29 protein-coding genes and 2 pseudogenes are annotated in these 20,219 nt (G+C 45.4%); 23 read left to right on the forward strand and 8 right to left on the reverse strand.

Translation table 11 applies throughout. The features are described 5' to 3' along the window. Positions 1–16 precede the first annotated feature (16 nt). Positions 17–250, reverse strand: a complete 234-nt coding sequence (locus tag RS881_RS10000) for a helix-turn-helix transcriptional regulator (RefSeq protein WP_315820947.1) — start codon at positions 248–250, stop codon at positions 17–19. Next, positions 238–1,146, reverse strand: coding sequence for a hypothetical protein (locus RS881_RS10005; RefSeq protein WP_315820948.1), 909 nt, complete (start codon positions 1,144–1,146; stop codon positions 238–240). The genes RS881_RS10000 and RS881_RS10005 overlap by 13 nt, the downstream gene beginning before the upstream one ends. A gap of 63 nt (positions 1,147–1,209) precedes the next feature. Here RS881_RS10005 and RS881_RS10010 point away from each other — a divergent pair, with 63 nt between their 5' ends. From RS881_RS10010 to bla, 3 genes and pseudogenes are all read left to right on the forward strand, one after another. Continuing rightward, entirely contained in the window at positions 1,210–1,629 is a 420-nt protein-coding gene (locus tag RS881_RS10010) for an SRPBCC domain-containing protein (protein ID WP_315820949.1), read from the forward strand. Beyond that, positions 1,610–1,957, forward strand: a complete 348-nt coding sequence (locus RS881_RS10015; protein WP_315820950.1) for a hypothetical protein — start codon at positions 1,610–1,612, stop codon at positions 1,955–1,957. Before RS881_RS10010 ends, RS881_RS10015 begins: the two co-directional genes overlap by 20 nt. Positions 1,958–2,275: 318 nt before the next feature. Further along, positions 2,276–3,134 (forward strand): annotated as a pseudogene (gene bla / locus RS881_RS61580) (subclass B3 metallo-beta-lactamase). A gap of 76 nt (positions 3,135–3,210) precedes the next feature. Here the strand turns inward: bla and RS881_RS10030 are convergent. The 5 genes from RS881_RS10030 to RS881_RS10050 form a co-directional block, all read right to left on the reverse strand. After that, positions 3,211–3,612, reverse strand: coding sequence for a tetratricopeptide repeat protein (locus RS881_RS10030; RefSeq protein WP_315820953.1), 402 nt, complete (start codon positions 3,610–3,612; stop codon positions 3,211–3,213). After that, positions 3,609–4,169, reverse strand: coding sequence for a tetratricopeptide repeat protein (locus RS881_RS10035; protein ID WP_315820954.1), 561 nt, complete (start codon positions 4,167–4,169; stop codon positions 3,609–3,611). The genes RS881_RS10030 and RS881_RS10035 overlap by 4 nt, the downstream gene beginning before the upstream one ends. Before the next feature lie 264 nt (positions 4,170–4,433). After that, on the reverse strand, positions 4,434–5,021 hold the full coding sequence (locus RS881_RS10040; protein ID WP_315820955.1) for a tetratricopeptide repeat protein: 588 nt from the start codon (positions 5,019–5,021) through the stop codon (positions 4,434–4,436). A 345-nt stretch (positions 5,022–5,366) separates the two neighbouring features. Next, positions 5,367–5,633, reverse strand: a complete 267-nt coding sequence (locus RS881_RS10045; RefSeq protein ID WP_315820956.1) for a hypothetical protein — start codon at positions 5,631–5,633, stop codon at positions 5,367–5,369. 592 nt (positions 5,634–6,225) lie between these two features. Then, positions 6,226–6,606 (reverse strand): nuclear transport factor 2 family protein, encoded by a 381-nt coding sequence (locus RS881_RS10050; protein ID WP_315820957.1) that lies wholly within the window; start codon positions 6,604–6,606, stop codon positions 6,226–6,228. A gap of 394 nt (positions 6,607–7,000) precedes the next feature. Between RS881_RS10050 and RS881_RS10055 the strand changes: the two genes are divergently transcribed. Both RS881_RS10055 and RS881_RS10060 read left to right on the forward strand, forming a co-directional pair. Beyond that, positions 7,001–7,225, forward strand: a complete 225-nt coding sequence (locus RS881_RS10055; protein WP_315820958.1) for a hypothetical protein — start codon at positions 7,001–7,003, stop codon at positions 7,223–7,225. A 112-nt stretch (positions 7,226–7,337) separates the two neighbouring features. Further along, entirely contained in the window at positions 7,338–7,766 is a 429-nt protein-coding gene (locus RS881_RS10060; protein ID WP_315820959.1) for a hypothetical protein, read from the forward strand. Positions 7,767–8,193: 427 nt separating this feature from the next. Here the strand turns inward: RS881_RS10060 and RS881_RS61585 are convergent. Next, positions 8,194–8,350, reverse strand: a pseudogene (locus RS881_RS61585) (transposase); the annotation flags it as partial. Between the two features lie 437 nt (positions 8,351–8,787). Between RS881_RS61585 and RS881_RS10065 the strand changes: the two are divergent. The 18 genes from RS881_RS10065 to RS881_RS10140 all read left to right on the forward strand — a co-directional run bounded on the left by RS881_RS10065 (position 8,788) and on the right by RS881_RS10140 (position 20,203). Then, entirely contained in the window at positions 8,788–9,330 is a 543-nt protein-coding gene (locus tag RS881_RS10065) for a ligand-binding sensor domain-containing protein (protein ID WP_315820960.1), read from the forward strand. A gap of 166 nt (positions 9,331–9,496) precedes the next feature. Further along, positions 9,497–9,712, forward strand: coding sequence for a hypothetical protein (locus tag RS881_RS10070; RefSeq protein WP_315820961.1), 216 nt, complete (start codon positions 9,497–9,499; stop codon positions 9,710–9,712). Further along, positions 9,664–11,037: a ligand-binding sensor domain-containing protein gene (locus RS881_RS10075; RefSeq protein ID WP_315820962.1), complete on the forward strand. Its 1,374-nt coding sequence runs from the start codon at positions 9,664–9,666 to the stop codon at positions 11,035–11,037. The genes RS881_RS10070 and RS881_RS10075 overlap by 49 nt, the downstream gene beginning before the upstream one ends. Next, the gene (locus RS881_RS10080; protein WP_315820963.1) at positions 10,944–11,810 is read left to right on the forward strand and encodes an ATP-binding protein; all 867 of its coding nucleotides are present in this window, start codon (positions 10,944–10,946) and stop codon (positions 11,808–11,810) included. Before RS881_RS10075 ends, RS881_RS10080 begins: the two co-directional genes overlap by 94 nt. A gap of 11 nt (positions 11,811–11,821) precedes the next feature. Beyond that, positions 11,822–12,430, forward strand: coding sequence for a response regulator (locus tag RS881_RS10085; protein WP_315820964.1), 609 nt, complete (start codon positions 11,822–11,824; stop codon positions 12,428–12,430). A 194-nt stretch (positions 12,431–12,624) separates the two neighbouring features. Next, entirely contained in the window at positions 12,625–13,464 is an 840-nt protein-coding gene (locus tag RS881_RS10090) for a hypothetical protein (protein WP_315820965.1), read from the forward strand. 242 nt (positions 13,465–13,706) lie between these two features. Then, positions 13,707–14,570, forward strand: coding sequence for a hypothetical protein (locus tag RS881_RS10095; protein ID WP_315820966.1), 864 nt, complete (start codon positions 13,707–13,709; stop codon positions 14,568–14,570). Positions 14,571–14,581: 11 nt separating this feature from the next. After that, positions 14,582–14,737, forward strand: coding sequence for a hypothetical protein (locus RS881_RS10100; RefSeq protein ID WP_315820967.1), 156 nt, complete (start codon positions 14,582–14,584; stop codon positions 14,735–14,737). A 23-nt stretch (positions 14,738–14,760) separates the two neighbouring features. Further along, a complete protein-coding gene (locus tag RS881_RS10105) occupies positions 14,761–15,444 on the forward strand; it encodes a hypothetical protein (protein WP_315820968.1) in 684 nt (227 codons plus the stop codon). After that, positions 15,444–16,175 carry a hypothetical protein gene (locus RS881_RS10110; RefSeq protein WP_315820969.1) on the forward strand — a complete coding sequence of 244 codons (732 nt, stop codon included), beginning with the start codon at positions 15,444–15,446 and terminating at the stop codon, positions 16,173–16,175. Before RS881_RS10105 ends, RS881_RS10110 begins: the two co-directional genes overlap by 1 nt. Before the next feature lie 29 nt (positions 16,176–16,204). After that, the gene (locus tag RS881_RS59245; protein WP_527250425.1) at positions 16,205–16,336 is read left to right on the forward strand and encodes a T9SS type A sorting domain-containing protein; all 132 of its coding nucleotides are present in this window, start codon (positions 16,205–16,207) and stop codon (positions 16,334–16,336) included. A 251-nt stretch (positions 16,337–16,587) separates the two neighbouring features. Next, positions 16,588–17,118, forward strand: a complete 531-nt coding sequence (locus RS881_RS10115) for a superoxide dismutase family protein (RefSeq protein ID WP_315820970.1) — start codon at positions 16,588–16,590, stop codon at positions 17,116–17,118. A 281-nt stretch (positions 17,119–17,399) separates the two neighbouring features. After that, positions 17,400–17,675, forward strand: coding sequence for a DUF6252 domain-containing protein (locus tag RS881_RS10120; protein ID WP_350340202.1), 276 nt, complete (start codon positions 17,400–17,402; stop codon positions 17,673–17,675). Between the two features lie 321 nt (positions 17,676–17,996). Further along, entirely contained in the window at positions 17,997–18,725 is a 729-nt protein-coding gene (locus tag RS881_RS10125; protein ID WP_315820972.1) for a DUF8737 domain-containing protein, read from the forward strand. Between the two features lie 147 nt (positions 18,726–18,872). Continuing rightward, positions 18,873–19,427, forward strand: coding sequence for an outer membrane beta-barrel protein (locus tag RS881_RS10130; RefSeq protein ID WP_315820973.1), 555 nt, complete (start codon positions 18,873–18,875; stop codon positions 19,425–19,427). Between the two features lie 27 nt (positions 19,428–19,454). Beyond that, positions 19,455–19,604: a hypothetical protein gene (locus RS881_RS10135; RefSeq protein ID WP_315820974.1), complete on the forward strand. Its 150-nt coding sequence runs from the start codon at positions 19,455–19,457 to the stop codon at positions 19,602–19,604. A 2-nt stretch (positions 19,605–19,606) separates the two neighbouring features. Continuing rightward, the gene (locus tag RS881_RS59250) at positions 19,607–19,678 is read left to right on the forward strand and encodes a hypothetical protein (RefSeq protein ID WP_350340203.1); all 72 of its coding nucleotides are present in this window, start codon (positions 19,607–19,609) and stop codon (positions 19,676–19,678) included. A 36-nt stretch (positions 19,679–19,714) separates the two neighbouring features. After that, positions 19,715–20,203, forward strand: coding sequence for a hypothetical protein (locus RS881_RS10140; RefSeq protein ID WP_315820975.1), 489 nt, complete (start codon positions 19,715–19,717; stop codon positions 20,201–20,203). Positions 20,204–20,219 lie beyond the last annotated feature (16 nt).

A 20,219-nucleotide genomic window follows, 5' to 3' on the forward strand; every position in this document is an offset into this window, starting at 1 on the left:
GCAAAACTGCTTTATTTCACCCTGCCTGCATGGTAAGATCGGGATAAAAACCGGTACAATCGGGAGGATGGCAGGTAGCCGGAAACGGCTTATTTTTTAGTAGGACAGGAACCATACTTCTTTTTAAAGGCCTTACTAAAATAAGAAGGGAGGAGTAGCCTGTTTCATAAGCCACTTCATTGATATTTTTGGAGGTATTTCTTAATAATTCCCTGGCCTGTTCAAGGCGGTAGCTGATCAGGAAATCCATGACCGAGGTATTAAACAATTCCCTGAATCCCTTTTGAGCTTGAATTCATTGAGCCCACTTAGTTTCGACAGGCCAGTAAGCGAAACCGGCTGCGCATAATGTGCTACCAGGTAGTCTCTTACAAAATACAATTTATCCCTGTCCGAACTATTGGTTACAAAGCGATCTTTACCGTCTTGCTTACCTGCGCTGGCCTGAATAAACAAAATGAATAATTCTACTGTCTTTGAACGCAGGTACAATTTTTTCATATCGCCGGCAAAAGGACATTGGAGGATATCATCAATACATCTTTCAATGCCGGCATTCATGGGGAGCCATTCATTGGAAAATAAGGCTGCACTGCCATTGACTACCTGGTTGGTAAAGGGATCGAGCGTGATGCTGCCTTCTTCAATCAGGTTTAGGAAACAGTCCCGGCTAATTTGCAACGAAAACATATTCGACTGATTGTCGATATGTGATAGCTGGCTATCCAGTTGACTTGTATAAAGCATATTGTGTTGCCCACCCCATAGCGAAAAGCTTTTGGCTAACTGTTGATATTTGATCTTGCTATGACCTTTTCTGTTGAAGTAGAGCTTCACCGCATCAATATCATTTTTGATGGCATAGGTAGTAGGCTGTTCCTGTGTAAGGGTATTATTGGCCAGCCTGAAACCCTCAAAACACCAATTTTGAAATATCATTCCTGCTTTTTCCAGATTGATCCTTTCCGTACTTTCAACCAATACTTTGGAATGAAGGTCATGATCCGATAGGGGATTATTGTAAAAGGCCCTTTTTGCTGGGGTATATTGAACTGTAGCGGCATAAGAAATATTTAACCCAATACCTGGCTGCTTGCCCGGGTAATTAATAGAAATCCATGACTGAAGGTCGCACTTTTGCCGCAAATCCTCCCTTAGTTTGTAGCATTTCCCCCTTTGCCCAAAAGCGTACCGGGCTAGTTTTGTACTATGGAAAAACAAGTCATTACTGTTGAAATTTTTGTGAATGCCCCCGTAGAGGCGGTTTGGCATTATTGGACGGAACCCCGGCATATTATGCAATGGAACCAGCCATCGGACGAATGGACCAATTCCAGGGTGGAGAACGACCTGCGGGTGGGCGGGCGATTCCTGTTTATGATGGAGGCCAAGGATGGGAGCGCCGGATTCGCTTTTGAGGGCGTTTATGATGCCATACAGGGTCACCACAGCATTAGCTACACCCTGATGGATGGAAGGAAAACGGTGAATGTGTTTGCCGCTGTAGGGGCAGGAACCACCATAACAGAAACCTTTGAACCAACGGCAGGATTGCCGGAGCAAGAGCAACGGATATTTTGTACCGGTGTGCTGGAAAAATTCAAAGCCTATGTGGAAAATCAGCAGTAGGTTTACAGGGAGAAGGGGGAAAGCTACTTTCTTTTATTCTTTTTCAAATAACAATATCACTAATAGGCCGCCTATGTTGACTTACAATGATTTTGCAAACCGGTTTGGTGCAAGTTTGCTTGATCAGGAATTCCTGGCTTTCTTGACCAACACTTTTGCTGACCTAACTGAATACAATGTTTTAGAAAGCGATTATATGGTTTCTGAAGAAACGGGAGTTGAGTTAGGCTTTACGAACGATACGGCAGAATATGACGGCGATGACAATGTTGTTATTGACAGGGGAACCCGATCTTTTCTTATTTTAATATTTATCCAACATCCTTGAAGCTAATTAGTCGTTTGCCATTGGATATTAATTTCTCGTATAAGCGAGAGGATGTTATTGAAAAGGCAGGTAAGCCGGTAAAAACATACGAAGGCTACCTGGACATCTTAAACAAAAATTCCTGGTAGACAGTTACCAATTGGACAAGGTTATCGTAGCGTATGATTATGACGTCGATGGTCAAATAATTAATTTTATACAAGTTCGGGATAATACCTTGGTAGACCACCTTGAGCTATAATAGAATGGTGCCGGCCGCCATCTCTGGTTCAATAATAAAACATAGATTGGAATTTCATCGTCAATACTTGTACCTATATGTTTGTAAAGAAAAGCCTACTGTTATTCACGCTATTGTGTATCATTTGTTGGGCATCTGCTCAAAAAATAGTTGAACCAGCCAATACCAATCCTGAATGGAGTAAACCTTATAAGCCATTTCAAATTGCCGGCAACCTGTATTATGTGGGCACTTACGATCTGGCTTGTTACCTAATTGTAACGCGCCAGGGAAATATCCTCATCAACACAGGATTGGCATCCTCTGCTCCTATGATTAAGGCTAATATCGAGGCCTTGGGTTTTAAATTTGCTGATACCAAGATACTTTTAAACACACAAGCACATTACGACCACCTGGGAGCAATGGCCTCCATAAAAAAAAGCGACAGGCGCCATCATGATGGTGAATGAAGGCGACTCCGCAGTAACAGCTGATGGCGGACGATCGGATTACGAACAGGGTGGCAGCGACCCGCTATTTGCTCCGGTAAAGGTTGACCGGGTATTACGCAATGGAGATACCATAAGGCTGGGTGGCATGCACCTGGTGATGCTTAACCATCCGGGACATACCAAAGGATCGTGTAGCTTTTTGTTTGATGTAAAAGATTCAAAACACGCCTATAGGGTATTGATCGCTAATATGCCGAGTATAGTTACTGATAAACACTTTTCAGAGATACCGGCCTATCCCCATATTGCCAATGATTACGCTTATACCTTAAAAGCTATGAAAAACTTATCGTTCGACATTTGGCTCGCATCACATGCCAGTCAGTTTGGACTTCATACTAAACACAAACCTGGCAGTAGGTATAATCCTTCTGTCTTTGTAGACAGGAAAGGATACGACGTGGAGCTTAAAGATTACGAGGAGAAGTATTTGAAAAAGTAAAAGGGAACTAAAAGCAGCAGGCAACTTTAGCGTGACAAATTAAGCATTACAATTCAGCAGCTAATTCAAAACAATTTTATTGCCCGTAATCGAGGTGCTTTTGGTAATAATAATTCGCCTTGGGCATGTCATTTAATGACTCATATACCCGGCTTAAATTAGAATAGGCTGTTGCCACGCCTTTTTTGTAATCCATATTTTGTTTATCCACAGTGTACGCCTCTTCCTGCAAGGCAAGCTGCTTTTCAAAAGCATCCCTGGCATTTTCCAGCTCATTGCGGTTTAGGTGTATTTTACCGAGGAGCTGATAGGATATGGCCAGGCCATCAATGTAAGCAACCACATTCCTGCATTCCTGGTATAGGTACTGCTCCAACTGGTTAAACTCTTGCGCAAACGAGAGCGCCTGTTCAATATTTCCCATTGTAAACTGCAGGTCTGCAAGGAACTGACACATGATTGCAAGCCCATGTGTCATAAAGTAATTGCCTTTATACCTTTCAAGCAATTGCCAAAAAGGGACAGGCCTTCTTCAAACAGCTCATTGGCTTCCTGCAGCCTGTCCAGCTGTTTGTAAGCATAACCGACTTTGGAGCAGCCAGTAGCCAGGCGAACGATATTGTCGTCATCGTCAGGATATGCCGCTGTAAGCTCTCTGAAAGCCTGCAGCATGAGTTCGAAGTTATACAACCCCTTTTCTCTATCCCCTGCATGGGCATGCATTTCGCCTAATTTTTCAAATGAGGCCCCCAACAGCCTTTTGTAACCCTGTTCAGTAGGATAGGAGAAACATAGTTCCTGAGCGCGATGATTCAATTCTTCATAATTCTCAGCAGCTTTAGCGGTATTCCCCATCAGGCTGTTTATCATTCCTGTACGTTCAAGGCAGCACAAAAAAAAGTAATCGTCTTTCAATCCTTCGTATACTTGTTGTGCTTGCAATGTACTTTTTAAGGCTCCCGAAAGGTTCCCCGTCTCCCGGTAGCTATCCGAAAGTTTGAATTGTAGTGCTGCAATATCAGGATCGATTACCATGGATAGCTGAAAGGTCGGTGAATAACTGCAATGAATTTTTATAGTTTTTATTGTCCGGTGATAACTTGCAAAGTGTTTCAATCAATGTTAAACCTTCTTTCAGGTATTGTCTGGCCTTATCGTGTTTTTTCAAAGCTGTTTCTATCAATGCCAGTTTTTCGCAGGCAATGACTAAACTATATTTAAAACTGACATCATCGGGCGATTCCTGGTATGTATGCAGGGAAAGCTTATGGAATTCCTGGTAACTTTTCCTCGCTTTGCTTAATGCCCTATTTTCCAGGTGTACGTTGCCAACAAATTGCCAGGCAATGGCCAGGCCATGGGTGTAGGCCAGGCTGCCGGGAAACCGATCAAGTAATTCGCGGTAAATAAGCCGCATATTATTATACGCTGAAAAGGCTTTTTACCATCTCCCGCCAGGAGGTAAAGCGTACCAATCTTTTCATAGGATGCGCCCAGTTCTCTTTTAAAGTTCATATTCAAAGGAACGGCCGAACATAACTCCTGTTCGTAATCATGGTACTGTTGATAATAATCATGCGCCCTGGGTAGGTCATCTAATAAAAGATAGACCTGTCCTAATTTAGAACAGGCAATAGCCAAACTATTTTTATAGTCTACGTTATTGTTGTCGATAGCATAGATATCCTGTTGCAAGGCAAGGTGTTTTTCATAAGCAATCCTGGCATTTTCCAGCTCATGGTGTGCAAGATGAATGTTGGCGAGGTACTGATAAGAGATGGAGAGTGCTGCGGTATATTCTACCATATCCGGGAATGCTTCATGCAGAATTTCTTCTAACTGGTTAAATTGTTGTGCGTAAGGCAATGCCTTGTCAATTTGTCCCATCGTAATATGTAGTTCTGCAAGATACTGGCATAGGATTGCCACCCCATGGGTAAACGAATTATTACCCTTGTCACTTTTGTATAATTGTATGAAAAGGTGAAGACCTTTTTTGAACAGGCCATTTGCACGTTCTAACCACCCAAGTTGTCTGCAGATATAACCAGCTTTGGAACAGGCTACGGCCAGGCCATTGGTTGCTTCCTCATCATCGGGATATTCATTTCCGATGTCTGTAAAAAGCCGTAATCATTCTTTCGAAGTAATTCAATGACTTTACCCTATCTCCGGAACTCGAATGCATATCACCTAATTTTTCATAGGCCGTACCTACCAATCGCTTGTAGCTCAGGTTAGCGTGATCCGATGCTGCAAGCTGTTCAGACAATAGGCAATATTCTTCAAAGATCGCAGCTGCATGATCGGTTTTTCAAGCAGGCTGTCAATCATCCCAATACGTTCAAAGCACCTGGCATAATAATAAGGCTCATTCAACGCTTCAAAAGCCGTTCTGGCTTCCAGTATATGCTGCCGGGCACTTGAAAGTTTGCCGGTTTCCCTGCAGCTATCTGAAAGACTGAATTGCAATCGGGCGATATCTTGATCGATAATCATGGTATGCTAAAAGATAGAATAAATCTCCTATAGTATTTTCTAAAGTTGTTTTGCCACAGCAGTGACTGATAAAGCAAATCTACACCAGCTTCCGTCTCTTTTTTTTTTCAAATTTGGGTCGGTCTCCCCGGAAACCTGGGACGGGCTTCTCCAAAACCTGGGACGAACAACATTTTCTCCTCAAAAACTCAGGAAATTTGGGACGACCATCTCCAAACCTTGGGACGAACAGCAAATATCCAGGGACGAACAACACAAAAACATCATTTGTTCTCTTTGCTTCCTCGGGTCCTCCTCAATGCTTCCTCAATTGAGCCTCGGGCCCCGAGGAAGCAATGAGGACCCAAAGAGGAAGAACAGTGGACTCATCAAGGTACCATTGAGGGCAGCCCCTGAATGGGGAGGGATATAAAAACAAAAAAGCGACTTCTTACGAAATCGCTTTTTTGGGGTCGGCGCAATTGGGCCATTGTCCAACCGGACTTTACGCAATTGCAATAATCTTCAATCTCTTATGTTTTTAAAACATGGCTATTGGGAGTAAGGTTTGTGTGCAACAAAGAATAGAGGATATGCACAAATGCTATTCCTCTTACAGTTCCTGTCGATAGGAGACCTTATCCATGATCAGCCATTTTCCATCTAGCTTTACCAGGTTAAACCGGTCAATGAACCGAAAAGTACCAAAAGTCAATTGCACCTGGGCTGACCCGGTGTCTCCGTCCCAGCTATACGAAAGGAGTTCGGGCTGGCATTCCTGTATTGTTGCTTGGGCAACCAGGTCCAGGTATTGCGGCAGCGTCCACTGAACCAATTTTCCTTCTATTACGGTCCTGATGTAGGCATCGGCGTGAAAGGCGCCCCGGAGTCTTTCGATGTCTAATATCGGACGGCCTTGAAGATAATCGTTAAGAGTAAGCTGGATCAATTGCTTTTCCTCTTCTACTCCAACCTTGCTTGTTACAGTTTCCATGATTTTTGCCACAAATCTATTTGAATAGGTTGCAACCCTCCAAATGTATATTCGGTAAAACAAAATAGCCGTTTAAGTGTTTTATGCAACGTTAGATAAGCTTGATCACCTTCCTCTTACTTGAATTGCCCACCTTTTCAGAGGGCTATATATCCTTCCCTTCTGCCACACCATCGTTAAGGCTGGCGAAAAGCCTGCTTCTGCGCCAATGACAACCTATTCAACTACGAGTAAGCGTATGATTTAGGGGATATTTCAAAATAAAGTTCAACATTCGTTAGTACCATTAACCAATTCCATTGTTATTATAATAGAATGTTATATGACGGCCAGCTTACCGGCGTCTTTGTTTAAAGAAAAACCATCCAATAACCTTTTAACATTAATCAAAGAAATGAAACGATTAACGTGCCAACACCTAATAACCTTGTTTGCTATTCTATCACTTATTGCCCTTGAAGGTTGTAGAAAAGACAAGGACATCCTCCCTCCGGTGCCAGACCTGAACCAGCTTTATGCCAATGCCATTACTGATGCCATGATTACCGAAAACATAGAAAGCATCGACACGTTGTGGCCTATTTCGAATTCAATAGCAGGTTACAATGGAAAACAGTGAACGGTAAGCAATATGTTTTGATGGCTACTTTTATGCGTTTCCCCTCCAGCTATCCCGAAGGCGATTCCATCACCACCACCTGGGAGAAGCCTGGTTATTTATTCCCCAACAAATGAAAATGCGTATTGCCGGTAGTTTTAAAGCAAGCGCTGCCGATACTTTGACGCGTATATGCCAGCTATTGGGTTTACCACCCGTAAACAGCCGTACGAATACGCATATTGCTGAAATGTGGGTGCCGGTGGATAGCTTGCAGCGCCCGGCCGGCAATCCGGATATTCGCACTACGACTGCCAATGAGGTATTGATCAGCGATGCCTCTCCCTATTATGCCAACTGGTTCAATAATTATATCATTTATGCGTATTACCATACGCTTACCGGCGCTACCGATTTCCACTACCCATGGACCCGGTTAGGCTATACCTTCGACTGGGCGCCCAATAGCCGTGAAGTGGGGTTAAGCGAATATGTATTGCGAGTCAAAACTGGCTGCTGGGTAAACAAAACACGAACCGCCAGCAATTATTTCAAGGATTAAGGCTGCTACCAGCAAGCATTTTGTTATTCCGTATTTACCAGTAAGTTTGCAACAAAAATGTTATTAGCTTCAATGATCAGTAATCTGAGGTAAGCAACGCTCCTGCAATTTCTCTTCCAAAGGCTAGACAGGTACCCACCTGGTTCTATAATACCTCAATACATGTTATAATGGGGAAGTTTTACAGTAATCACCTATGATTTCTTTTCGCCTGTTTTCTTATCACTTTACTTAAACTCATTAACGTTTCGTCTTAATTAGAACATTTTCAATTGATTGTCATTTTGCTATTTGAAATTTTGTTGTATTGGTTTCTCGAACAGTTCATGTAATGGCACCTTATCAAAAATGCAGATGCTTACTGACTGTATGATTTCATACAAGGACTGCTTTAACTGGAACTTCTTCTTTGCGATAACAATTAGGACGTACACTGAAATGGCGATCCAAATCTGAATTTTCACAGCGTTCTCCGATCTGCTCCAAAAGGATTTTATTTTTAGATGCTGTTTGATCCATTTGAAGAACAATTCGATTTTCCATCGATGCTTGTAAAGTTGGGCTATTTCTGTAGCCTTCAATTCAAAGTTGCTAGAAAGGAAAACAAGAACGCGATCATTTTCGGCATCGTAGAACTTTATCCTCTATTTTGCTTATGTTCTCCTTAGTTCGAGCCTTCATAGTGTCATATAAAACAATGAATTGTCATCAGAATATAATTGTAATAAATCCCTTTAATTTAAAAACACTTCAAATCCAACGACTTGAAGGGTTCATTTTTATGGTCGGGATGGGGGATCAATTTCGATCGCGCTGTGCAAAATCCGTGACGTGGGGATTTAGAAAGATGAAACACTTCAACATTAACCGGCAAGTAACCACTTACAAATGCCAAATATTTAAAGCCGCGGACCTACCCACATAAATATGTATATTTCGCCCGGTTTGGCTTAATTCCTGCCGGAACTGTCTACTTTTGGGGTATCAACCCTCGCCAATCTTGCGGAAATGCCTCATATTCATGCTACTCATTTGGGTAAATGTTGGAGCTGCTGCCCAACCCGGCCGTTTTATCTTTGAGCACCTCACTATCCATGATGGACTGTTGAGCAATTTGGTAAGTGCTGTCATGCAGGATAGCAAAGGTTTTATTTGGCTGGGTACCAATAATGGACTGCAGCGATACGATGGCGAGGGCTTCGTTAACTGGCGCACCAGTGTGGGCTGTAAAAATTGCCTGCCTTCAGATATCATTTACAAACTCTTGGAAGATAAGGACCACCAGATCTGGATCATTACCAATGCAGGGGTGGTTATATTGAACCCTGCAACTTTTACTTTTAAACAGGTGACGGTATTGACTGATCCACCCTATACACTGCCGGAAGTATTTGATTTTTTCAGGATAGTAAAGGAGCCATCTGGCTATCCGTTTCCATGCAGGGGTTGTTCCGATACGATCCAAAGCAACAGGCCTTTGTATCCTCCGATCATTTTATGCCTGCTACCCGGTGCACAATACTTCATATACAGGAAGACCTGCAAACTGGTAATTATTGGTTAGGTACCAGCAATGGATTGATGCTGTATGATGTACAGCATCAGGAAATATATAGTTATGCCTATAACCCCAGGTCCATCCCTGTCCTCAATGAAAAAGCCTTTATAACTGTACCGTATATGGATTATACATCGACAAAAGGAGGACCCTCTGGATCAATACCTGGCCAATGGCGCAGCACGTACCCGGCTTCAGTCGGTATGATCTTCTTACTGGGGTATTGACTGGCTATAACCCGCAGCCCCGCCTCAACCACCAGTACTTTGAGGATGGCAAAGGCCGCCTATGGCTGAGGGGAGATGTATTTGATCTGTACGATCCGATAAAGGATTCATTTTGGATAATACCCCTATACAGGACACGCAAAAAGGAAGGAATGAAGTAGTCGTTACTTCCATAGTGGAGGACCGTGAGCATAATTTCTGGCTGGGCACTTCCGGCGGCTTGTATGTATGCAATCCTGACAGGCAAAAGATCACTGTGCAGCGGTTGATCCCGGCATCCACCGGCCAGCCGGCTGATGGTGATATTACCGCCTTCCTGCAGCTCGGCAATGGGAATATATGGGTGGCCTCCTGGGAGCATTTTATTACTACCTACGATAGCACTTTGAAAAGGACCGGATCTTTGCCATTGCCCGCTACCAAAGATGATAATTACTGGCGTCCCTGGTGTCTGCTCGAGACTAGCAAGGGAGATATACTCGTGGGCTGCCAACTGGGTCGCCTGCTGATAAAGCGGGCAGGTAAAACACAATTCGTCTGTTTGAGGCCGGATGCCTTTGATGAACGTACCATCCGTACTATGACAGAGGACAGGGAAGGTAATATTTGGTTTGGTACACAGCATGGTGTGATCGTAAAATGGGATCTGCACACAAACCAGTTCCTGCGCTTTACCGATAGCCTGTACCCGGCAAGGGAAGTATGGGGTAATATTTATAAGCTGCTGACAGACCGGCAGGGCCAGCTTTGGATGGCCACGAACAATAGTGGCCTGCTTAAAATAAATAAGCGCAATGGTGCTGTCATGGCCGTATACAAGGCGCAGGATACAGGCTCGGCGGCCATCACGGCTAATAGTGTAGCAGACATATTAGAATATGATGATTCTACCCTGGTATTGGCAACCTCCTTTGGGATCAATATCTTCAATAAGCGGCACAATACCTTTCAGGCCATTACCACCCTGGACGGGCTGCCTGAAAACAGCATCGTCAGTGTGCAGAAGGATAAGAACGGCAACTTGTGGGCAGGCTCTGGGGTAGGCCTTATCAAGGTCACCTGGCAAAGCAGGAAGATCAATACCTATGGGCTGAAAGATGGTATTGTGAATAGTGCTTTCAATGCCACAGTGGCTTACCGGTTGCATAACAACAACCTTCTGGCCGGGTCCAGCAGTGATTTTATCTGCTTCCATCCCGATAGCCTGGCCGGGCCGCAAGTGCCGCCCGATGTACGCATTACAGGGTTCAAGGTGTTCAATAAGCATTGGATCATCGATTCCCTGCTGGAACAGCACCGGCCCGTCCGGCTGAGCTATATGCAGAATTTTATAACCATTTCCTTCGCATCCCTTGGCTATACCGACAAGGGAATATCACTTATTATTTTCAATTGGAGGGCATTGATAAGGACTGGGTCAATGCAGGCAACTGGCATTTTACTTCCTATACCAATTTGCCGGGCGGGCATTACACCTTCAAAGTAAAATGCGAGAATGGCGAGGGCATAGGCACCAGGAACATCACATCCTTTGATATCTATATCAGACCTCCTTTCTGGGGCACCTGGTGGTTCTATACCATCGTAGGAGGCAGTGCCATTATGGCTTTGTACATGGCTCACCGCTTCAGGGTCAACCGGCTGCTGGCCATGGAAAAAGTACGCAGCCGGATTGCAAGGGACCTGCACGATGATATGGGATCTACCCTCAGCAATATCAAAATACTCAGTGAGATGGCTATCCTGCAGCCTGATGGCCGCGACAATAAAAAGAATGAGTACCTGGAGACCATCAGCGAAAACAGTTCCCGGCTCATGCGCAGCATGAGCGATATTGTATGGAGTATCAATCCTATGAACGATTCAATGCAAAAGATCACAGCCAGGATGCGGGAGTTTGCCGCAGGCGTACTGGAACCTAAGAACATTGAATACAACTTCCAGGTACAGGAAGAAGTGAAGGACGTAAAGCTCGATATGGAGGCGCGGCGCGACTTTTTCCTCATCTTCAAAGAAGCCATAAACAACCTGGTGAAATACGCCCGTTGCTCCAATACCTGTATCGACATCAGCCTGCAAAATGCTACCCTTGTATTGGCCATTCAGGATGACGGGATTGGTTTTGATGCCGCCACGATGGACAATGGCAACGGATTGGGAAATATGAAAAAACGGGCCGCTGCACTCAAGGGCAGCCTGATCATTACATCCGATAAGAACAGAGGTACCAAAGTGCTTTTAGAAGTACCTGTGACATAAAATGTATGGATATGAAAAAGATCAGGATCATATTGTATGAAGACAATAATTCTCTGCGCGAGGGGCTTACCATTCTCATGGGCGGATCGCCCAACCTGGAAGTGGTAGGCGCTTTTAAGAATTGCAATGATGTGGTAAGCGAAGTGGCGGCCCTCAGGCCCGATGTAATATTGCTGGACATCGACATGCCGGGTACGAATGGCATCCGGGCCTTGCAGCTGATCCGTGAACAAAACGATGAAGTAAAGATACTCATGCTTACCGTGTTTGATGACGATAAGAACATTTTTGCCGCTATCCGGTCGGGGGCCAATGGCTATTTACTGAAAGAAACATCGCCGGCCAAGCTGCTGGAATACATCCAGGATGTACATGCCGGTGGAGCGCCTATGACATCTTCCATCGCCACGCAGATATTGCAGATGTTTTCCAAAATGCATCCTCCATCCAAAGAGTACAAGCTGTCCGAGAAGGAACGCGATGTGCTCCAACTGCTGGTCAATGGGTATTCCTATAAAATGATCGCTGCCGAAATGTATATTGCGATCGATACCGTTCGCTCCTACATTAAAAAAAGATCTACGAAAAGCTCCATGTCAATTCTAAATCCGAAGCCGTAGCCAAGGCTTTTAAAGATAAGCTGCTGTAAGCTACTTCGAAGCAAAGGACTGCCGGCTGCCGACTGCGGATTGCCGGCTGCCCCCGTGTGCCACATAAATCCCGGATAAGATCGCCCAATTTCCGTATTCACACATATTCATGCCATTGTACCGTCGTGTCATATCGGTGAACTTTATGATATAAAACAACCGCCATGCACACATCTGTTTTTCTACGGTATATTATTTACCTCCTGGCATTCATCATAACAGGCACCAACGCCTGGGGCCAGGCAGCCAATACCGATAAATTTCCTCCAGCACTTACTCCTGAAATGGTCAAACAGTACGCTGCTATCTTCGAAGTGATGCTGGAAATAAAGTTGGGCAAGGAACAGTTCGATCGCCTGCATAAGGGACTGAACGAATATTGGATAAAAAAGGATGCTGCCGCCATTCATCGTGTTATGGACAACCTGGGTTACTTTGGCAAACAGGATGAGCTCGAATCCCTCCGCAGCAGCAGCCAGCTGGTAATTGTTGAATCGATGCGCAGGGAAAACAAAGATGCGGTAAGTATATTGCTGATAGAAATGTATGACAAGGCTCATCCCGACAGGATAGCGGCAACCCGTGCTCGGAGCTTTGCCGACCTTGTAGGTACGTGGAAAGATCCGATGGTGTGCTGGCCGAAAAAGACCAGGTCAGCAGCCGGTGGGCGCTTCTTTTACCAACAGTGGTTCCATCACCATCCTCGCCAGCGGGCAGTTCATACATACCCGTGTCAACAACCATTGCAGTGGCAATTGCTGCCAGTTGGATGGTATAACAGAAAGAGGGAAGCTTACCACCGATGGCGCCCTGCTGGTGTTCGATATTCAATCTGGCTCCAGCATTATACAGGATGGCTGCCACCCTTCCGCCAACCGGCAAACAAAGATAAAACCACGCAAAGAAAGCTTCCCTGGGCCCTAAGGCCCAACCCCGATAGCCAGGCGCTCACCCTATGTTGGAATACCGGTGCTTCAACGGCTATTTGTTATGAGAAACAATAGGCGCTTCCTGGTGCAACCTGCCCCCTGCAGGAAGTATGCAGCCTGGCTTTTGTGCCTTTGAAGCAAACGCACGCACAGCTCACTGCCCCCGTGTGTCACATATTTCCTGCAAATACCAACTCCTTTTGAATACTCATACATGCTTATGCGCTTGCCGGCATACAATATCCGGTATAGTTTTACACCATCAAAAGCATGACCTCCAACTGCTAAAAAATTATTGATCCTTCAATCGATTTAACATGCCAACTAAGAAAAAGCTATTGCCGCTTGCTGTTTTTATGATCAGTGCTTTGTGTGCCGAAGCCAAGATATGGCGGGTCAACAACAATGCCGGTGTCACCGCTGATTTTGCCACCCTTGCGGCTGCTGTAAGTGCAGCATCTGTCGTCAATGGCGATACCCTCCACATAGAGCCCAGCGCTACCAACTATGGTAGTGCCACCTTGACCAAACGCCTGATCATCATTGGTGCGGGCTACTTGCTCAATCCCCTGGCAGGTGGTAACGCAGGATTGCAAGCCAATACTAATGCCAGCCAGTTAAATGGTTTGACCATTAACAATGGCGCCAATGGATCAAAGTTTATGGGCATCCAGTTCACCGGCAGCAATGGTATTGGCGCCAGTGCAGTTGCCTGGGATCTTGTATTTGAAAGCTGTATAATACAGGCTATGTATTTTGCTGCGGGCAACCATGATGGATTGGCGCTGCGTAAATGTTATTGCACCTCCGGTTTCTCCATAACAGGAGGCAGTTTGTCCAACTGTGTCATTGAGAACTGTCTTTTTATCTTCCCCGGAAACCCCATAAACCTTTCAAATTTTAGTACTACCGGGTGCATTGTCCGCAACAATGTGTTCAAAGTCATTGTCAACACTTCCAATGCCTATTTTGCCAACAATATTGTGGTATCACCCTCCGGTGCTACCCTTACCAATTGTAATGTAAAGAACAACCTCTTCACCTTTGCTTCCCAAACGCTGCCGGGTGGCGCTATAGGCAATCAATTGGGAATGGCTGAATCAATGTGTTTACACTTACCGGCAGCGATGATGGAAAGTACCAGCTTAAAGCGGGTTCTCCAGCTTTCGCTGCCGGTGTAACCATTGGTGGATTGACGCCCGATTGCGGTGCATTTGGAGGCAATGATCCTTATAAGCTATCTGGCATACCTGCCATTCCCTCTATTTACCTGCTCACTGTACCTGCCAGCATTCCTTCCGGCAGTTCTTCCATGAATGTGACCTTCAGCACAAGAAATAATAATTAACGGCCACCATAAACAGGAGTTGCATGAAGCTATTTTTGTTGCTTTCCGTCTTCCTTGCTGCGTCAATGTTCGTCAAGGCGCAGGACCCTGCTTATCCGTCGGCGCCAGGTGTACCGGTCAATATAGTGAAAGCGGAATATTTTATTGATACCGATCCCGGTTTTGGCAATGGGGCAGAAGTGCCGGTAACGGCCGCTGTGGATCTTGCCAATATGCCGGCTGTTGTCAATACCGCCCTATTGGGCAACGGTATGCATCGTATATACTTTCGGACCTTGAATGCAGCAGGTAGCTGGAGCATTTGCCAGGTAAAAGAATTTGTCGTGAACTTCGATCCTCCTTACCCTGCAACCCCAACACCTGGCAACATTACCTATGCGGAATACTTTGCCGATACCGATCCTGGCTTTGGGCAGGGTACGGCCGTGCCTGTTACAGCAGCAGCCAATATTCAGGATGTGATAACCACAGTCAATACTCCTGCCTTAGGCACTGGCATACATAAGTTGATTATCCGCACTTCAAATTCAGCAGGAATATGGAGCATCAGCAATATTAGTGAGTTTACCGTCAACTACGATCCCCATATCCTGCACCGGTCACACCGGGTAATATCATTAAGGCGGAATACTTTGTTGATGCCGATCCCGGTTTTGGCAATGGCATCGCTATTCCTGTTGCTCCGGCTATTGACCTGCCCAACGTAGTGGCCGGGATAAACAGTGCTGCCCTGAGCGTGGGCAATCACCGGCTCTACCTGCGCACCTTCAATGCGGCTGGTAGATGGGGAGGTACTGCAATACAGGAATTTGTGGTGGATGAGGATCCTGTTTACCCTGCCTTACCAGCAGCGCCGGGCAATATCGTGCTGGCTGAATACTTCTTCGATAGCGATCCCGGTTTTGGAAATGGAACGCCTGTTGCCCTTACGCCCGGCATTAACATTGCTGATCTCGTATTCTCTGCCAATATAGCTGCCTTACCGGATGGCAACCATACTTTATTCCTTCGTTCCAAAGACGATTGGAGCATCACGGCAATCGCTTCCTTCCTGAAAGGAAATACTTTACCACTGCACCTGCTTTCTTTCACAGGCAGGAGAACCAACAACGGGGTTGATCTAAAATGGGTAACGGATAATGAGGTCAATACGGCGCATTTTGATATTGAAAAAAGTGCTGATGGGGTCAGGTTTGCCAAAATAGCCCAGGTAGAAGCCCGCAATCTTGCCGGCAGGAATGAATATGCATTTACTGACGGGCAGCCGCTGAATAGAATGGCTTATTACCGGCTGAAGCAGGTAGACCTCGATGGACGATTTACTTTATCACCCATCATAAGCATCAGGAACAATGTTGGAGAACTGGTCTTTTCATTGTCACCCAATCCTGCTGGCGGTTTTATCAATATTGTATATCCCGGCAAAAAGAATCGGTAGCCGTTAGTATATATGATGCACTGGGGAAGCTGGTACAGCACCAGGTGGTCAACAACCAATTGCCCGTCAGAATAGATGTACTGGCACTGAAGCCGGGCATGTATATCATTCATCTCTCAGATGGTGAATTGCTGCTGAAAGGGAAATTCATAAAACAATAAAGCACGCTGGCGCGCTGCTATACGCAAGAGTTTATCAAGGGATAAAGGGTGTAATTCTGCCCCGTGTAACCAAAAGATCTCCCCGGTGGGAGGTCTTTTTATGGCAGGGCAGGTTGCTGTGTGGCACATGTTTACGGTGTTTTCTGTAATCGTATTGTTTTTACATCTTCATGCGCTTGCCTTGCTTCGTATGAGCCTGTAGTTTTGTATTATAATTTTTGATCAACATGAAAAACGTATTTCCCGCAAGGATGGTGATTTTGACAAGTATTGTCATGGGGTCTGTCATACTACATACTCGTTGTAAAAAAGACGGCCATAAGCTGAAAACAGCTACTGCAGTAATCACTCCCATCCAAAGTGGATCGGCAGTGTCCGGCGTACTCAATTTTAGTGAGCTGGCCAATGGAAAGATAATGCTTGACCTCACCGTCACTGTGCCGGCCAGGGCCGACCAAAGCGTGGCGGTACATATTCATGAACATGGCGACTGTGGCGATGGTGGCAATGGTGCACATGGTCATTGGAATCCTACTGGTAAACCACACGGCCAATGGGGCAGCAGTGCTTTCCATGCCGGTGATATCGGTAATATCCCACTGGATGCCAATGGCCGGGGAAGGTTGATGATAGAATCCAACCTCTGGAGTATTGGCGGGGATTCTGTTACCAACATTCTGCACCGCGGCATCATTGTACATGGTGGCGTGGATGATTATACGACCCAGCCATCCGGCAATTCCGGTCCGCGCATTGGATGTGCCATGATCATGGAAAAATAGACAATGACAGGTATTAATAATGCGTTGCCAACACCATATTTTATCAACTTTAAATAATTTATTATGAAACTTTTGCATTCCTTAACTGCGATCATCCTTGGCGGATTTGTTCTTTCTGCAACACTGGCCTGTAAAAAAGCAGCGGCGGGGGCGATTCCAATATAGATGGTACTAAAAGCGCTTCCGGCAAATATACTATACTAAATAGCTCTGCCGTCAACTTTACATCGGGCGAAGCCGGCGCTTCGCTTGGCAATAATGATAAGATACTGAATCTAACCATTAAGGCAGATAATAGCGCCGTTATGACTATTGGTGTACAGCCTTTCACAACTTCAGGCACTTTTAACATAGGTGCAGGCGCGTTGGTTAGTTTTGCACATAGTGCAGCTGGAAATTATACATCCACCAGTGTGGGAAGTAATGGCAGCCTGGTTGTTACCTCCGTTACCAATAACAGGATAAAAGGCACTTTTTCATTCGTGGTATTCAATGGTAGCGGCGGCAAGGTAACGATAGAGAACGGCGCATTTGATTGCCCGCTGATACGCTATTGATTCATTTGAAGAAGTACCATATGATCAACTAATCTCAGGAATATGGTATTATTGGCAAACACCCGGTGAAGTACTATCTTATCAAGGGATAAAAGGTGTAATTCTGCCCCGTATAACCAACAAGGGCTTGGTATTCTACATAGAAGACGCCCTCTTTTTATGGCAGGGCAGGTGACAGTGTGGTACATGGTTGCGGTATTTTCAGTAAACGTATCGCTTTTTATACATCTTCATGCATTTGGCTTGCTTCGTATGCGCCTGTAGTTTTGTCTTGTCATTTCATGTCTTACTTGATTTTCTGAGTGATATAATAAATGTTACATGATGATCATTTGTTTTCTGGTACTGGTATTGACGATGTCTTGTCTCATCACTGTTTTTTGGGGATTGTATGAGGCGCTCAGGCGTACAAGCTATGAGGAGAGAAGGCGGAAGGCCATATTTCGCAATGTGCTGATCATCGTAACCGGCTGGCTGCTGCTGCTGTCCATATTGTCCTGGAATGGATCTTTTGCCGCCCTGTCCGAACAAGTGCCTCTACCTGTGCTGGTATTCCTCCTGCCTTTACCGGCAGTGTTGATCATCGCTTTTTCAAAGTCCTTCAGCAGGATGCTTTATATCATACCACCCACCTGGCTTATCTATATGCAGTCGTTCCGCATCTGGGTAGCCATCATCCTGTGGATGGCGCTTATTGAAGACCATCTGCCTCGGCAAATGACCTTTGAGGGAAGCGATTTCGACATCATGGCGGGTATCACCGCACCGCTGATTGGATATTGTTGTTTTGATAGTAAGAGCTGGCCTGCTGCCGTCGCCGTGGCCTGGAATATCCTGGGACTATTACTGCTCATCAATCTCCTGGTCATGGCTGTATTGTCCTTGCCAGGCCCCTTTCAATATTTTACCAACGGGCCGACCAATAACCTGTTTATCACTTTCCCGTTCATCCTGTTGCCAGGTATATTGATCCCTATTGCTTATTCCATGCATATTTTTTCATTACGACAGTTGTTGCAGCAAAAGCGGATCAGGGCAGCCGCCCACTAATGAAAAAAATTCAGGTAATCTTTAAATAATGATCAACATGAAAAAAATAACCTTCCTGCTCTTCTTCATTACAACTGCTTTTACGCAGGTGTATGGGCTCAATCGAACCCCATAGCGACAGGCGGAAAGGGATCTCCAAAGAAGGGATTGGGTATTGGATTGAAGGCCGGACTCAACTTTTCTACAGTGACCGGTACCACCACTTCATTCAAACCGGGCAATCAAAGCGGTTTTATGGTTGCAGGGTTTTATGCGCCATCTTTCCGGGGATTCGGATACAGAACAGAGCTGGTATTCTCACAGCAGGGGTTTTCTTTTACGACCGATGGAAAAACAGAGAACGTGAAACAGCAATACATTTTCCTTCCTCAGCTTACCACTTTTACCATTGCCAGGGTTGTTCAGTTGCAGGCAGGCGCACAGATAGGCTTTCTGCTGAATGCCAGGAGCACAAAGAAAGACGCACAGGGCAGCAACGATGTGATGAGTTTTTATAACCGCATTGAGTATGGTTTTGCAGGTGGGCTTGAGATCTATCCTTTCAAGGGCCTGCTCATCGGGAGCCGGTACAATCTCAGTTTGGGGAATGTGTACAAGCAAACTGCTTACCCCCTCATCTACCACCCCAATGCCATTTCCTTTCAATATGGACCTGAAAGGAAAGAATGCTGTAATGCAGTTTTTCTGGGCTACAGGTTCTGATCACGTTATGAAAACAAACCGATCAATATGAGAATTTATACCCTGATACTGATGGAAGGCGACTTTACTTTATCCTCTTGCGGAAAAAGCGCAGCTTCAGGCCCGGCACAGACCGATGATATCAGTCCGGCCAGCGGTCCCGTGCTACGGCACAATTCATTTCTCCACAAGGAATAGCGATGGATGCACAGGGAAACCTGTATGTAGCCGATGCCGGTAACAATTCCATCCGGAAAATAGTATTTCAATGATTCATACCCATGCATCAACACCATCATTATCATAAAATGAATTATCATGAAACTTACACAGTCCTTAACAAGGATCATGCTCAGTGGCCTGATCCTTCCCGTAGCTTTTGCCTGCAAAAGGGAGGCGATTCCGGCAATGATACCGGAGGCTCCCAATCTACTTCCGGCAAGTACACCATTCAAAACAATGCAGCAGTGAATTTCACTTCCGGCGAAGCGGGCGCTACCCTCACCTCAGCCAATGCTTTAAGCATTACCATCAAGGCCGATAACAGTGCCGCGCTCACCCTCGCTGTTCAATCTTTCTCCAATGCCGGCACTTTTACTTTTGGCACCGGCGTGTGGGCCAATTTTGGCCATACCACTTCCGGTTCTTTCAGCTCTACCGTTACCGGTAGCAGCGGCACCCTTACTGTTTCATCAGCTACCAGATCAAGGGTAATTTCTCTTTCATCGCTTTTGATGCTACCGGCAAAAGTGACGGTAGAGAACGGTGCATTTGATTGCCCCCTGGTGCGTCTTTAATGTATTTAAAACTATA

The sequence above is a fragment of the Paraflavitalea speifideaquila genome (assembly GCF_032395985.1).
Taxonomy (GTDB): domain Bacteria; phylum Bacteroidota; class Bacteroidia; order Chitinophagales; family Chitinophagaceae; genus Paraflavitalea; species Paraflavitalea speifideaquila.